We start from the raw sequence: 12,957 nt of genomic DNA on the forward strand, positions 1-12,957 counted from the left end.
TCTTATTGATTAACAAAATAAATCCAATGAAATAATGATCCGCATACTTTGCCTAGTACAATGGCCATTAACAATAAAATAAGCTTGCCTTCCATTCCTATTCGTTTCGTTAACGTCGGCAATACATTAAGCACTTCTGTTAACGCTGCTGCCAGCATCCCAATAAAAATACCGCTCGTTAGACCTATGATCATAATGAGCACCGCAGGAAACTGCCACGTGTATTGATGAAGACTGCACCACCCGCCTGTAACAGCACCACCCACCACTCCCCATTCATATGCTTGAATATATTTCATGGTTTTGGTCAGCTGCATCAAACGCGGAATAATTCCCAGCACCGTTAAAAATGCTACAAACCCAGCACCTGCAGCCAGTCCTCCCGCAAGTCCAATTACAATGGTCATCACAATGTTAATGATCATCAATTTTTTTCATACTTTCTTTATTCTCGTGCATAATGACGTATTGATCTAAGTCTTGCTGGTAATTAAACATTTCGACTTCGAGAGGACTAGGCTCTTCATTAATTCGTTTTCTAAAGACATGGTTAAAAAACAGAATCATTCCCAGGCCTAAACCGATAGAGTAAGGCACTTGAATCAGCAAAGGCTGCTTATCTCTCAGACCGGTCAGCATGTAGAACAATTTTTGATGTACTTGTCTCATACTCACATCTTCGTGAAAGTTCATAATTGCTAAAGCAGCTCCGATGAAAAGAAGAAACCAAACAGCTAGAAAAAACAAAAAGGAATATTGTTTCTTTTTATACACGACCTCTACAATCGTTTGAGCGGGTCCAATCGTCTGAATGTCCAAATGCGGATACCGAGAGGCAACTTTTTCAATTACCTTCATTAAATCAACAATGATAATATTTCGATCACTCATACTGACTTGATATACAACTAGCTTTTCAATTTGCTTTTGAACAGAATCTGCTGCTATAACCATTGCTAATTGTCCAATATTTACAGCCTCATCAGGTTTTACTTGAATACGATGTCTCATTTTAAGATAAAGAACGTTTTCCATTCATATCACACCTTACGATTCATTATCTCCCTGTACGTGTAGTATGGATTTTCTTAAATTTTCTAATTCACGTTTCTGAACAGACCATTAATTACCAAATGAAAAAAGCAATCCGTTTCACTATTCTTGTTTGAATAGCAAAACGGATTGCTTCTTAAGTATTACGTATCATTCATATGCAGCTTCATTTGTTTTAAGATTTTCTTCTCAAGCCTCGATACCTGAACTTGAGAAATCCCCAGCCTTGCGGCCACTTCGGACTGAGTTTGATCTTTGTAATACCTCAAATAGACAATGAGCTTTTCACGCTCATCAAGTTCTTCAATTGCTTCTTTTAAGGCAATTTTATCAAACCACTTCGCTTCCGTATGATCAGCAATTTGGTCAAGAAGGGTAATTGGATCTCCATCATTTTCATAGACGGTCTCGTGAATAGACGAAGGAGCACGATTAGCTTCTTGAGCTAGCACTACTTCTTCAGGAGTGAGATCCAAATGTTCTGCAACCTCAGCGACTGTAGGGACGCGTCCAAGTAATTTGGAAAGCTCGTCTTTTGCCTTACGTATTTTATTGCTCATTTCTTTCAGAGAACGGCTAACCTTTACCGTGCCATCATCACGAATAAATCGCTGAATTTCACCAATAATCATTGGAACAGCATATGTTGAAAATTTAACATCATACGATAAGTCAAATTTATCAACGGACTTTAATAGCCCTATGCATCCAATTTGAAATAAATCATCGGGCTCATAACCACGGTTAATAAAACGTTGAACAACCGACCAAACGAGCCGCATATTTTTTTGGACGATTGTATCTCGTGCAATTTGATCACCTTGCTGACTGCGCTTGATGAGGTCTTTAACTTCATGATCCTTTAAATACGGTTCGTTTTTATTTTTTTTGACCTCCACATCCATTGGCAAGTCTCCTTAATTACATAGCGCTTTACTATTTGTTAAGTGCTTTTTTAAATATAAGGTCGTACCTTCTAATACAGTAGACTCCACTCGAATTTCGTCCATAAAGTTTTCCATTATGGTGAAACCCATTCCAGAACGTTCTAGATCTGGTTTCGTTGTGTATAAAGGCTGCTTGGCTTCATCCACGTTATCGATACCAATTCCTTCATCACGAATCATCAGCTCGACTACACCGTCTTCATGAAGCGTCACAGAAATATATACCACGCCATCCGGATTGCTTTCGTAGCCGTGAATAATAGCATTTGTTACTGCTTCAGATACGACTGTTTTAATTTCTGTTAACTCATCCATTGTTGGATCTAACTGCGTAATAAATGATGCTACCGTGACGCGAGCAAACGATTCATTTTGACTAAGCGCGGAAAATTGGAGGTTCATTTGATTTTTCATTATGCCACCCCCAATTTTTGAAGCGCGTTTTCTTCATTAGGTTCAAAACGAATAATTTTAAATAAGCCTGACATATTAAACAAACGTTCTATGGCAGGAGAAATAGCGCATACAACCATTTCCCCGCCGTTATTATGAACCTGTTTGTATCTCCCTAAAATAACCCCCAAGCCAGAGCTGTCCATAAAGGTTAAATGCTGTAAATTTAAAATCAAATGGCTGATAGATTCCTTCTCTATCGCTTCGGTGATTTTGCTTCTTAGCTCTTCTGCCGTATGATGATCTAATTCTCCTGTTAATCGAACCAACAAGACATCTTGTTTGAATTCCAATTCAATCGAAAGACTCACTATACAAACCTCCTCGGAAATCTTATAGTCAGTCTTTCGCTGCCGACAGAATAGAATCCTTCTCACCGACAAAACTAGTTCTATTTCGTCACATTTAGCTGTTTAAGATGTTTGAGAGAAAATAGAGAATGTACGTTTGAATATCTTCCACCAAGAAGCAGCATCGATATCTTCTTTTGCAAGAAGCGGTGAAGAACTAACTACTTTGTTATCCTTCTTAATGGTCAACGTTCCAATTTTGTCGCCTTTTTGAATAGGCGCATTTAGCTTCTCGTTCATTTTCACTTCTGTTTTAACGTCTTTGGCTGCATTTCCTTTTTTCAATAAAACAGAAATAGGCTCGGACGTAACAGCTGTTACCTGATCTTCGCTACCCTTGTTTACATCTATCTTGGTAATAACGTCTCCTTTTTTGTATAAAGGCTTCGTTGTATATTGACTGAATGCGTAGTCTAACATTTTGGTTACTTGATTATTGCGATCTTTTGGCGTGCTTGCACCGAATACAACCGCTAACACACGCATATTTCCCTTTTTAGCGGTAGCTGTTAGGCAATACTTAGCTTGACCTGTAAATCCGGTTTTGAGTCCATCAACGCCGGGATAAAACTTCACTAAGCGATTTGTATTTACTAACCAAAACTTCTTATCTGTATCCGTGCGCAAATAAGCTTCGTATTTACTTGTATAGTTAATAATTTTTTCATACTTTAGCAGCTCTCTGCCCATCATGGCCATATCATGAGCTGTACTATAGTGATTTTCTACGGGCAGGCCTGTCGGATTTTGAAATTTTGTATGAGTCAAACCAAGCTCTTTCGCTTTTTGGTTCATCTTTGCTACAAATTTTTCTTCTGATCCAGCTAAATATTCAGCCATTGCCATAGAAGCATCGTTACCAGAACCTATCGCAATCCCTTTCAGCAAATCATTTACCGTCATTTCTTCTCCGGGCTCTAAAAAGATTTGTGAGCCTCCCATTGAAGCGGCATATTCACTTGCCCGCACTTTATCTTTTAAGGTAATTTTCCCTTTATCCAAAGCCTCCATAATTAAAATCATTGTCATAATTTTAGTCATACTGGCAGGGGGAAGTTCTTGATTACTATTTTTTTCGTATAGAATTTTTCCTGTATCCCGTTCAATTAAAATAGCTGACCTAGCACTGTCAGCAAGCTCAGAATTCTTTTTTTCTGCGGCTAAAACAGGTTGCGTCATAAGTGGAAATAAAAATATGACAACGAGTAACTTTACAATAGTTCGCTTCATCTCCACAAACCTCCATTCTTTATACAACCTATTTTTTCCAAGGTATAATCGATTTATACTAAGGGAAATAAAAAAAGCATCGAGAAATTCTCGATGCTTGAAGTCATATTTTCTTCTTATTTTTGATAAGCTGGAAGCTGCTTTACTACTTCTTTTACAAGCGATAAAAACTGCTGTTTTACTTTTTCAGTCGTTTCAATTACTTCTTCATGATTTAACGGCTGATCTAAAATACCAGCTGCCATATTAGAAATACAAGAAATACCTAGCACTTTCATACCTGCATGGCGTGCCACAATAACTTCTGGCACTGTAGACATGCCAACCGCGTCTCCCCCGATAATGCGAAGCATGCGCACCTCAGCAGGCGTTTCATATGTTGGACCTGTATTTCCTACATATACACCTTCTTGTAAGGCGATATTTAAATCAGCTCCTACTTTCTTCGCTAATTGACGAAGATCCTTGCAGTAAGCAGTTGACATATCCGGGAACCTTACTCCAAAATCAGAGTCATTAGGTCCAATCAAAGGGTTGGTTCCAAAGTTATTAATATGATCAGAAATAATCATTAAGTCTCCTGGATTAAAGGATTCGTTTACTCCGCCCGCTGCATTCGTTACAATCAACGTTTCTACACCGATTTCTTTCATTACGCGCACTGGAAATGTTACTTTATCAAGGGCGTACCCTTCATAAAAGTGAAAACGTCCTTGCATAGCTACAACCGGTACGTCATGAATAGTACCTATTACTAATTGACCTGCGTGACCTTCAACTGTTGAAACCGGGAACTCAGGAATGTCGTTATACGGAATTTTTACCGCGCCTTCAATTTCGTCAGCTAATACCCCTAGTCCAGAACCTAAAATAAGCCCAATTGTTGGTGTAACAGCTGATTGATTTTTAATATATGCTGCTGCTTTTTCGATATATTCTTTTTTCATACTCCATTCCCCCTACTTAATTCAGCTCTTTTAAAAAACTCTTTCCATGCTTAGGCATTGCTACGCCAAAATTTTCTGCTACCGTTGCGCCAATATCCGCAAACGTTTGACGAATAGAAAGTTCTTTTCCTTCTTGCATGCCTTTATTGTACACAAGAAGCGGCACGTATTCACGCGTATGGTCTGTCCCATGATGAACAGGGTCATTTCCATGATCCGCTGTAATAATCAATAAATCATCTTCTTTTAATAAATCAAATACTTCTTCTAAGCGTGCATCATATTCTTCAAGTGCTTGCCCATATCCTTGTGGATCGCGGCGATGACCATAGAGAGCATCAAAATCAACTAAATTTAAGAAGCTTAAGCCTGTGAAGTCCATGTTTAATGTATCAACTAGCTTATCCATGCCGTCCATATTCGATTTGGTACGAAGAGATTTTGTTACCCCTTCTCCGTCGTAAATATCAGAAATTTTACCGATAGCAATAACATCGATGTCATTGTCTTTTAATTCATTCATTACTGTACGTCCAAAAGGCTTTAATGCATAGTCATGACGATTGGATGTACGTGTAAAGTTACCTGGTTCACCTAAAAACGGGCGAGCGATAACACGTCCAATCATATATGGATCATCAAGCGTTAATTCACGAGCAATCTCACAAATTTTGTACAATTCATCAATTGGAACAATTTCTTCATGAGCAGCAATTTGCAAAACAGAATCCGCTGATGTATAGACGATTAAGTCACCTGTTTCCATATGCTGTTTTCCTAGCTCATCCAAAATTTCTGTACCAGACGCTGGTTTGTTCCCAATGATTTTTCGACCTGTTTTTTCTTCTAATTGTGAAATCAGCTCTTCTGGAAATCCATCTGGAAATACATTAAAAGGCGTATCAATATTAAGACCCATAATTTCCCAATGACCTGTCATTGTATCTTTTCCTGCAGAAGCTTCCTGCATTTTTGTATAGTAAGCCAACGGTTTTTCGGCTTTACCGATTCCTTTAATTTCACGGATATTGCTTAGGCCAAGCTTAGCCATATTGGGCATATGAAGACCGTTACAGTGCTCTGCAATATGACCAAACGTATCAGCACCTTTATCATTGTATTTTTCAGCATCCGGTGATTCACCGATACCCACTGAATCCATGACAATTAAAAATACGCGTTTATATGTATGCGCCATTTTATTCCCTCCAAATATCAATTTATTTATTCTCTATAAAATTCCCGTTTGGAAATAATTTAACCATCTTCTCTTATTGGTCAGAAGTCTGACCTCTCTATTAGTATAGACGCTTTTTATTTTTTTGTACACATAAATGAAAGTGTTTTCAATCAAAAAAACCAATGTCTATGAACTCATTGGACATTGGAATCTTCCTACGCTCGCGGATGAAACTGATTGTATACATCTTTTAAACGTGCTTTTGTAACATGTGTATAAATTTGAGTGGTCGAAATATCCGCATGCCCGAGCATTTCTTGAACGGCTCTCAAGTCCGCGCCGTTCTCTAACAAATGAGTAGCAAACGAATGCCGTAACGTATGAGGAGTTAATTCTTTTTCAATTTTTGCTTCAGAAGCTAACTTTTTTAATATTTTCCAAAACCCCTGCCTTGTTAAACGCCTTCCGTGATGATTAACAAAGAGTGCTTTGTCCTGTTCCTTTTGCTTTGTTAAAACACTCCGGCTATGCTGTAAATACTCTTCGATAGCCTCCGTTGCCAACCTTCCGATGGGGACAATTCTTTCTTTATTTCCTTTTCCGATACAACGAATAAATCCCATCGTCAAATGTGCATCATCAATATTTAAGTTAACGAGTTCAGACACACGAATTCCAGTAGCATAAAGCAACTCAAGCATCGCTTTGTCTCGTATGCCAAAAGGCGTCGATGTATCAAAAACATTTAACAGCGCCTCTACTTCTTCTGCATTTAGCACTTTTGGCAGCTTGCGCTCAAGCTGCGGGGTATCAATATGAACGGATGGATCTGTATCCGCTGCTTTTTCTCTTAGTAAGAATTGATGAAAAGATCTAGTTGAAGCCACATGTCTCGCAATCGTTTTAGATGACTTTTGCTGATCACTTAAATATTTCAGAAAATTAACGATGTGGAGTCTTGTTACTTCATTAAATGATTTCACCTGCTCTACATGTTCTAAATATTGAGCATACTTTTTTAAATCTCGTTCATACGAATCAATCGTATTTTTCGCCAGTCCCCGCTCTACTACTAAATAATGAATAAAATCTTGAATTTGATCATTCAATAGCCTCTACTCCCCGTTTTGATAAAACATAAATAAACGCTCTAGCCACGTCTGATCTTTGTTCACACTTGCTTGCATGACCTTAACTGCTGAACCCGACGGCTCATCATAACGTTTATAATTTTGATACTCTTGAGATACCCATATCATTCCAAAATAAAACAAAAGAGTAAACCCGGTAAATAAGATAAATACTTTACATGTATTATATACCATTTCAGCCCATGATTTCATGAAACAATTCCTCCAATTTTTGATTCTATTAGAAGATATGCCAATTGGGACAGGTTTTATACATGTTTCTTACCTTTATACGCTGAGTTCTCTCCTGGTCATTTCCTTTCTTTCTATAAAACCATGTAGCTTGTAACCTCGTTATTTTTTTCTATTTATGTACGACAAAAAACCTTCTCCATTAGGGAAAAGGCTTTTACTGCTTGTCTTCTTTATCCTGACAGCGATGGCAAATGCCATGAAATGTCAAGCGGTGATCTTTAATTTTAAAATTCCATTGCTTTTCCACAATTTCTTCAACGTCTTCAAGCAAATCTTCTTGAATTTCGTCCACAGATCCACATTCCATACACACAAGGTGATGATGAAAGTGTGCGGCTCCTTCTTGTCTTAAATCGTAGCGAGAAACGCCATCGCCAAAGTTTATTTTATCAACAATTTTAAGTTCAGTTAACAATTCTAACGTACGATAAACAGTTGCCAATCCAATTTCCGGAGACTTTTCCTTGACGAGGAGATATACATCTTCGGCACTTAAATGATCCTCTTCATGTTCAAGAAGTACTCTTACAGTCGCCTCACGTTGAGGTGTCAATTTATAGCTAGCTGAGTGCAACTGCTGCTTAATTCGCTCAATTCGACTTTCCATAATTATTCCCTCCCTCGCCATTCACTAATCCATTATATCAGATGTGTCGAGGGTGTCAAAATAAAGTTATTATTAATAAGAAAAAAGAATTCTTTTTACTTAATACTTATTCTTACTTATTTAATAGAGCCATTACACTTTTCATTAAAGTAGGTGATACGTAGGCTTCAACTGTAGCCGCACAGGCAACCAAACATATCATTGCAATCATCGTGCCGCTATAGCGTAAAAAGGATGCGGAAATTGGCTCCGCTGCTTTTTTAAAGAATTGCTGCCGCACAAGCTTCAAAGAAAAGGCAACTGAAGCTGCAGACAAGATCAGAAATGCCGGTATGAGAAAGATATTTTGCGGCATAACAGATACAAAAGATAGCGCAAACCCAGAGAGTCCCATTTGATTGACTAAAAAGCCTACGGTAAAACCAATCACCATTCCTTTTAAAAACAGCAGAATTAACACTACAGGCAAACCAATAATGGCAATTCCTAATATCCAAATGAGCCCCAAGTATTTAACATTATGAAAAAAACTTTGCTGAAACATTTCAACGCTGCTTGCTACTTCTCCACTCTTTACCTGTCCGAAAAACCGGTTTAAATAGAAGTACAGGTCTTCTTTTTGATCAAGCGTCAAACTATTTACAACAATAGCCCCAAAAATGATTCCCATTAAAAACAGCACGGTCACAAACAAATAAATAGAACTGTTTTCTTGAAAATGTCTTGCATACGATAATGGCAATTGTTTTTTTCTCATCGTCTTCCTCCTATTAATCGCTTAATAGAGTGTATGATAGAGTACAAAAACTATGCCAAGAATCTTTTGAATCTATCAAATAAAAAAAGAGAATGAGACATAATGAAATCAATCCATTCTAAATAAGAACAAATGAGATAGTATGGATGGCTTGTGCCACCGTTGTTGATTTCCATGCAAGGCTTCGCTTTCCGCGGGCGGCCGGTGAGTCTTCGCCTTGCCCTCCAATCAACCGCTAGAACCAACTATATAAATGAAATCTACATTCACCATCACCTAAAAAAAATCCGAACGAATTTGATTCTCCATCAAGAATCTCTATTCATCGTTCGGATTTTCCTTTAACTAAAATATGGTTGTCACACATTTTTTTAAGTTAGAGATACACGCATGCCTGTTTTTTCTCACATCAAATGACGTTTCAATGTAAACCTCTAAATTGCTAGATTGCCGTTCGTATGTAAGAGAAAAAACTCTCTTACTCTCCTAATCCGCTTTTTAACTGTAAGTACTGCACAGCATAGGCTGTTTTTGCATCATAAATTTCCTTGTTTTGAATAAAAGTAAGCGCCTCATCTACCGTAACTTCCATTACTTCAACAAATTCATCTTCGTCTAATTCCGCTTTGGTGGTCATCACTTTTAAATCTTCCGCTAAATAAAGGTGCACCAACTCATCCGCAAAACCTGGTGATGTATAAAAAGAAATAATATGGCTAAGCGAATCTGTCGTATAGCCCGTTTCTTCTTCTAACTCACGTTTTGCCGTCACAATCGGCTCTTCTCCTTTTTCTAGCTTGCCGGCTGGAATTTCGACTAAAATACGATCCATCGGCCTGCGATACTGTTTGACCATAACCATTTTATGATCGCTTGTTAATGCAATGATAGCTACGGCTCCAGGGTGCTTAACTACTTCTCTTGTACTCGTTTTTCCGTTTGGAAGCTCTACTTCTTCTAAGTACAAATCAATCACTCTGCCTCCAAACAGCTTTTCAGAAGACAGCATTTTTTCTGTTAAATGATCCATTTTCTACACCTCGTTCTATTTTTTTGACTCTTACATATATTCTATCATACGAATCTTGGGAGGTAGAAAAAATGAAAGTTTATGTTCACGAGAAGCAAATCATTTTGGTCGGTAAAGCATGGGAAATCAAGCAAAAGTTAAAAGAATACGGCGAACAATTTCAGTATGTTGATGAGTGGACGAACGCTATCTCTCAAAATTTTAATTCTTACAAACAAGCAGACTGCAGACACTAATTGTGCTGCAGTTTTTTAATCTTCTTATTTGAGTTTCCCTCTATCATAGCGCTACAATAGATAGAAACAAGTAAAAAATAAGGAGTGACATATATGGAAAAAAGACGCTTAGGTACTTCAGACTTGCTCGTCAGTACATTAGGTTTAGGATGCATGTCTCTTGGAACGGAACAAAAACACGCTGTCAATATGATTGATGAAGCTCTCGAATATGGCATTAATTATTTCGATACAGCAGATTTATATGATTTTGGCTTAAACGAGAAGTTTGTGGGACAAGCCCTAAAAAAACGCAGAAATGATATTATTTTAGCCACAAAAGTGGGGAATCGCTGGAATGATGCAAAAGACAGCTGGACGTGGGATCCGTCAAAGGTTTACATAAAAGATGAAGTAAAAGAAAGCCTGCGCCGTCTTCAAACGGATTACATCGATTTATATCAGCTGCACGGAGGGACCCTCGAAGATAATATTGAGGAAACGATTGAAGCATTTGAAGAATTAAAACAAGAAGGCGTCATTCGGTACTATGGTATTTCATCTATCCGCCCAAATGTGATTCGAGAGTATGTGCAAAACTCTTCTATTGTCAGCGTCATGATGCAATACAGCTTGTTAGACAGACGACCTGAAGAAAGTGCACTTCCTCTTTTACATGACAACGGCATTAGCGTTGTAGCGAGAGGTCCAGTAGCCAAAGGACTGCTAACCGAAAAAGGAGAGCAAAAACTTGCTGCATTCGAGGGCAAGGGCTACTTAGATTATAGCGGTACGGAATTAGCAAAAACGATAGAAGAATTTCGTCACGTACGACCAACTCACTCCCTGAATTCAACGGCACTTCAATACTGTTTAGCTAATCCTACGGTAGCCTCGGTTGTAGCAGGAGCAAGCTCTTCTTCACAGCTTCGCGAAAACGTCAAAGCTGTCGAGGCTTCCCCGCTTCAGCCTACTGAAATTAGCAAGCTGCAATCGATCTTTAAAGCAAATCAATACGAAGCTCACCGTTAAAAAATAAAAGCGCCTTTATCGGCGCTTTTATTTTTTAAATTCAGACCAGTTCAAATCACTTTCATTTAACAGTTCTTCAAACGACTTATTTTTTTCTTTTTCTTTTCGAATTCGAGCAGCTTCTTTACGCTCTGTTTCTTTCTGCTCTTCTTCTTTTAAAGAAAGCGCCTGTTTTTTAGCTTGAAGCTGTTTTAATAAGCTATCATTTAGCTGATCTTTGATACTGAGCTGATCATTTTGTTTTTGTGCTGATTGTTTTTGCTTTTTTTTAGCCATCACAATTCCCCCGCTACTTTAATTGAGAGATATTGTATCATATTCTTGCTTTTGTTACCAAAAATCAAAATGCATCTAGTTTTACATGTTCATCAATGATTAAAGTTGGCTCTGTAGATTGCTGAATATCTTCTACCGTATAGCCTTTCGCTACTTCAACAAGCTTTAGACCTTCTGCCGTAATATCAATGACCGCTCGATCTGTAATAATACGATCCACTACCTCTTTTCCTGTCAGAGGGAGGCTGCACTCATTTAAGATTTTAGGCTCATCTTTTCTCGTCACATGTTCCATAATAACAATGATGCGCTGTGCTCCGTGAACTAAATCCATTGCACCGCCCATTCCTTTAATCATTTTTCCAGGAATCATCCAGTTTGCCAAATCACCAGTTTTTGAGACTTCCATTCCTCCTAAAATCGCAATGTTAATATGCCCTCCGCGAATCATTCCAAACGATTCAGCACTATCGAAGTAAGAGGCGCCTTTTGTCGCCGTTACGGTTTCTTTACCTGCATTAATTAAATCAGGATCTACTTCTCCTTCTTTCGGATATGGTCCAATGCCTAATAGACCGTTTTCGGACTGAAGCACCACCGTTTTATTATCTGAGATATGATTAGCCACAAGCGTTGGAATACCAATTCCAAGGTTTACATAAAATCCGTCCAAAATTTCTTTTTCAGCACGTTTTGCAATTCGCTCTCTCACGTTCACGCCGTTTTCAATCATGAAAAATCTCTCCCCTTTTGTTATTTTTGAACGGTTAAACGCTCAATACGTTTTTCTTGTTCACCAATAATTAACGATTGAACATATACACTAGGTGTGTGGATAATATTTGGATCAAGTGAACCTGTTGGGTGAAGTTCCTCCACTTCTGCTATCGTCACTTTTCCTGCTGCTGCAATCATTGGGCTGAAATTGCGCGCTGTCTTGTTATACACTAAGTTCCCCATATGATCGGCTTTCCAAGCTCTAACCAAACTAAAATCAGCTTTTAACGCCTCTTCTAGTAAATATTCTTTTCCATCAAACACGCGAACTTCTTTTCCTTCAGCAATGGGTGTTCCCACTCCCGCTGGTGTATAAAATGCAGGTATGCCCGCTCCGCCGGCGCGAATCTTTTCAGCTAGCGTGCCTTGAGGTAGCAATTCTACTTCAATTTCTCCTGACAATACTTGTCTTTCAAACTCTTTATTTTCTCCCACGTAAGAACCAATCATCTTTTTAATTTGTTTGTTTTTCAGAAGCAGTCCAAGTCCCCAGTCGTCTACGCCGCAGTTATTTGAAATTACGGTTAAATCTTTTACCCCTGTTTCAACTAACGCTAAAATCAAATTCTCCGGAATTCCACATAAACCAAAACCACCGACCATAATCGTAGCACCGTCGTGAATATCTTTCACCGCTTCTTTAAACGACGTATGTACTTGTTTCATACATAACCACCCCTTCGTTATTTTTGAAAACGCTTTCTAATCTATTATAAAA

Annotated in this window: 18 protein-coding genes; 2 read left to right on the forward strand and 16 right to left on the reverse strand. The window is 38.3% G+C overall.

Going from position 1 to position 12,957, the window contains the following annotated elements:
* Positions 1 to 2 precede the first annotated feature (2 nt).
* The 13 genes from ACFX4N_RS16430 to ACFX4N_RS16490 form a co-directional block, all read right to left on the reverse strand.
* Positions 3 to 425, reverse strand: a complete 423-nt coding sequence (locus ACFX4N_RS16430; protein ID WP_014458301.1) for a stage V sporulation protein AB — start codon at positions 423 to 425, stop codon at positions 3 to 5.
* Entirely contained in the window at positions 415 to 1,035 is a 621-nt protein-coding gene (locus tag ACFX4N_RS16435) for a stage V sporulation protein AA (RefSeq protein WP_029320316.1), read from the reverse strand. The genes ACFX4N_RS16430 and ACFX4N_RS16435 overlap by 11 nt, the downstream gene beginning before the upstream one ends.
* Positions 1,036 to 1,196: 161 nt before the next feature.
* Positions 1,197 to 1,958, reverse strand: a complete 762-nt coding sequence (sigF, locus tag ACFX4N_RS16440) for an RNA polymerase sporulation sigma factor SigF (RefSeq protein WP_013059074.1) — start codon at positions 1,956 to 1,958, stop codon at positions 1,197 to 1,199.
* A 12-nt stretch (positions 1,959 to 1,970) separates the two neighbouring features.
* Positions 1,971 to 2,414: an anti-sigma F factor gene (spoIIAB, locus tag ACFX4N_RS16445; protein ID WP_013084935.1), complete on the reverse strand. Its 444-nt coding sequence runs from the start codon at positions 2,412 to 2,414 to the stop codon at positions 1,971 to 1,973.
* On the reverse strand, positions 2,414 to 2,764 hold the full coding sequence (spoIIAA, locus tag ACFX4N_RS16450; RefSeq protein ID WP_013059076.1) for an anti-sigma F factor antagonist: 351 nt from the start codon (positions 2,762 to 2,764) through the stop codon (positions 2,414 to 2,416). The genes spoIIAB and spoIIAA overlap by 1 nt, the downstream gene beginning before the upstream one ends.
* 102 nt (positions 2,765 to 2,866) lie before the next feature.
* Positions 2,867 to 4,033 carry a D-alanyl-D-alanine carboxypeptidase family protein gene (locus ACFX4N_RS16455; protein WP_028410701.1) on the reverse strand — a complete coding sequence of 389 codons (1,167 nt, stop codon included), beginning with the start codon at positions 4,031 to 4,033 and terminating at the stop codon, positions 2,867 to 2,869.
* 116 nt (positions 4,034 to 4,149) lie between these two features.
* On the reverse strand, positions 4,150 to 4,980 hold the full coding sequence (locus tag ACFX4N_RS16460) for a purine-nucleoside phosphorylase (RefSeq protein WP_013084938.1): 831 nt from the start codon (positions 4,978 to 4,980) through the stop codon (positions 4,150 to 4,152).
* 16 nt (positions 4,981 to 4,996) lie between these two features.
* Positions 4,997 to 6,178, reverse strand: a complete 1,182-nt coding sequence (gene deoB, locus ACFX4N_RS16465) for a phosphopentomutase (RefSeq protein ID WP_013059079.1) — start codon at positions 6,176 to 6,178, stop codon at positions 4,997 to 4,999.
* A 197-nt stretch (positions 6,179 to 6,375) separates the two neighbouring features.
* The gene (xerD, locus tag ACFX4N_RS16470) at positions 6,376 to 7,269 is read right to left on the reverse strand and encodes a site-specific tyrosine recombinase XerD (protein WP_192100000.1); all 894 of its coding nucleotides are present in this window, start codon (positions 7,267 to 7,269) and stop codon (positions 6,376 to 6,378) included.
* Between the two features lie 6 nt (positions 7,270 to 7,275).
* Positions 7,276 to 7,503 carry a YqzK family protein gene (locus ACFX4N_RS16475; RefSeq protein WP_013059081.1) on the reverse strand — a complete coding sequence of 76 codons (228 nt, stop codon included), beginning with the start codon at positions 7,501 to 7,503 and terminating at the stop codon, positions 7,276 to 7,278.
* Positions 7,504 to 7,699: 196 nt separating this feature from the next.
* Positions 7,700 to 8,152 (reverse strand): ferric iron uptake transcriptional regulator, encoded by a 453-nt coding sequence (gene fur / locus ACFX4N_RS16480; RefSeq protein WP_013059082.1) that lies wholly within the window; start codon positions 8,150 to 8,152, stop codon positions 7,700 to 7,702.
* A 112-nt stretch (positions 8,153 to 8,264) separates the two neighbouring features.
* Complete coding sequence (gene spoIIM / locus ACFX4N_RS16485; RefSeq protein WP_025750451.1) at positions 8,265 to 8,909, reverse strand: stage II sporulation protein M; 645 nt, start codon at positions 8,907 to 8,909, stop codon at positions 8,265 to 8,267.
* Between the two features lie 478 nt (positions 8,910 to 9,387).
* Positions 9,388 to 9,939, reverse strand: coding sequence for an NUDIX hydrolase (locus ACFX4N_RS16490; protein ID WP_192099998.1), 552 nt, complete (start codon positions 9,937 to 9,939; stop codon positions 9,388 to 9,390).
* Between the two features lie 71 nt (positions 9,940 to 10,010).
* On the opposite strand from ACFX4N_RS16490, the gene mciZ reads away from it, so the two are divergent.
* Together mciZ and ACFX4N_RS16500 are read left to right on the forward strand one after the other, a co-directional pair.
* A complete protein-coding gene (gene mciZ / locus ACFX4N_RS16495) occupies positions 10,011 to 10,175 on the forward strand; it encodes a Z-ring formation inhibitor MciZ (RefSeq protein WP_013059085.1) in 165 nt (54 codons plus the stop codon).
* 93 nt (positions 10,176 to 10,268) lie between these two features.
* The gene (locus tag ACFX4N_RS16500; RefSeq protein WP_029320304.1) at positions 10,269 to 11,186 is read left to right on the forward strand and encodes an aldo/keto reductase; all 918 of its coding nucleotides are present in this window, start codon (positions 10,269 to 10,271) and stop codon (positions 11,184 to 11,186) included.
* A gap of 27 nt (positions 11,187 to 11,213) precedes the next feature.
* On the opposite strand, the gene ACFX4N_RS16505 is transcribed toward ACFX4N_RS16500, so the two are convergent.
* The 3 genes from ACFX4N_RS16505 to ACFX4N_RS16515 form a co-directional block, all read right to left on the reverse strand.
* The gene (locus ACFX4N_RS16505; protein ID WP_016765509.1) at positions 11,214 to 11,462 is read right to left on the reverse strand and encodes a YqkE family protein; all 249 of its coding nucleotides are present in this window, start codon (positions 11,460 to 11,462) and stop codon (positions 11,214 to 11,216) included.
* 64 nt (positions 11,463 to 11,526) lie between these two features.
* The gene (locus ACFX4N_RS16510) at positions 11,527 to 12,195 is read right to left on the reverse strand and encodes a 3-oxoacid CoA-transferase subunit B (RefSeq protein ID WP_016765510.1); all 669 of its coding nucleotides are present in this window, start codon (positions 12,193 to 12,195) and stop codon (positions 11,527 to 11,529) included.
* A 20-nt stretch (positions 12,196 to 12,215) separates the two neighbouring features.
* Positions 12,216 to 12,905 carry a CoA transferase subunit A gene (locus tag ACFX4N_RS16515; RefSeq protein WP_013059089.1) on the reverse strand — a complete coding sequence of 230 codons (690 nt, stop codon included), beginning with the start codon at positions 12,903 to 12,905 and terminating at the stop codon, positions 12,216 to 12,218.
* Between the last annotated feature and the right edge of the window lie 52 nt (positions 12,906 to 12,957).

The organism is Priestia sp. YIM B13551, from assembly GCF_042787905.1.
Taxonomy (GTDB): domain Bacteria; phylum Bacillota; class Bacilli; order Bacillales; family Bacillaceae_H; genus Priestia.

Coding starts and splice junctions, on each gene's coding strand:
- ACFX4N_RS16430 (WP_014458301.1), bottom strand. CDS start 425: ATGATCATTAACATTGTGATGACCATTGTAATTGGACTTGCGGGAGGA.
- ACFX4N_RS16435 (WP_029320316.1), bottom strand. CDS start 1,035: ATGGAAAACGTTCTTTATCTTAAAATGAGACATCGTATTCAAGTAAAA.
- sigF (WP_013059074.1), bottom strand. CDS start 1,958: ATGGATGTGGAGGTCAAAAAAAATAAAAACGAACCGTATTTAAAGGAT.
- spoIIAB (WP_013084935.1), bottom strand. CDS start 2,414: ATGAAAAATCAAATGAACCTCCAATTTTCCGCGCTTAGTCAAAATGAA.
- ACFX4N_RS16455 (WP_028410701.1), bottom strand. CDS start 4,033: ATGAAGCGAACTATTGTAAAGTTACTCGTTGTCATATTTTTATTTCCA.
- ACFX4N_RS16460 (WP_013084938.1), bottom strand. CDS start 4,980: ATGAAAAAAGAATATATCGAAAAAGCAGCAGCATATATTAAAAATCAA.
- deoB (WP_013059079.1), bottom strand. CDS start 6,178: ATGGCGCATACATATAAACGCGTATTTTTAATTGTCATGGATTCAGTG.
- ACFX4N_RS16475 (WP_013059081.1), bottom strand. CDS start 7,503: ATGAAATCATGGGCTGAAATGGTATATAATACATGTAAAGTATTTATC.
- fur (WP_013059082.1), bottom strand. CDS start 8,152: ATGGAAAGTCGAATTGAGCGAATTAAGCAGCAGTTGCACTCAGCTAGC.
- spoIIM (WP_025750451.1), bottom strand. CDS start 8,909: ATGAGAAAAAAACAATTGCCATTATCGTATGCAAGACATTTTCAAGAA.
- ACFX4N_RS16490 (WP_192099998.1), bottom strand. CDS start 9,939: ATGGATCATTTAACAGAAAAAATGCTGTCTTCTGAAAAGCTGTTTGGA.
- mciZ (WP_013059085.1), top strand. CDS start 10,011: ATGAAAGTTTATGTTCACGAGAAGCAAATCATTTTGGTCGGTAAAGCA.
- ACFX4N_RS16500 (WP_029320304.1), top strand. CDS start 10,269: ATGGAAAAAAGACGCTTAGGTACTTCAGACTTGCTCGTCAGTACATTA.
- ACFX4N_RS16505 (WP_016765509.1), bottom strand. CDS start 11,462: ATGGCTAAAAAAAAGCAAAAACAATCAGCACAAAAACAAAATGATCAG.
- ACFX4N_RS16510 (WP_016765510.1), bottom strand. CDS start 12,195: ATGATTGAAAACGGCGTGAACGTGAGAGAGCGAATTGCAAAACGTGCT.
- ACFX4N_RS16515 (WP_013059089.1), bottom strand. CDS start 12,905: ATGAAACAAGTACATACGTCGTTTAAAGAAGCGGTGAAAGATATTCAC.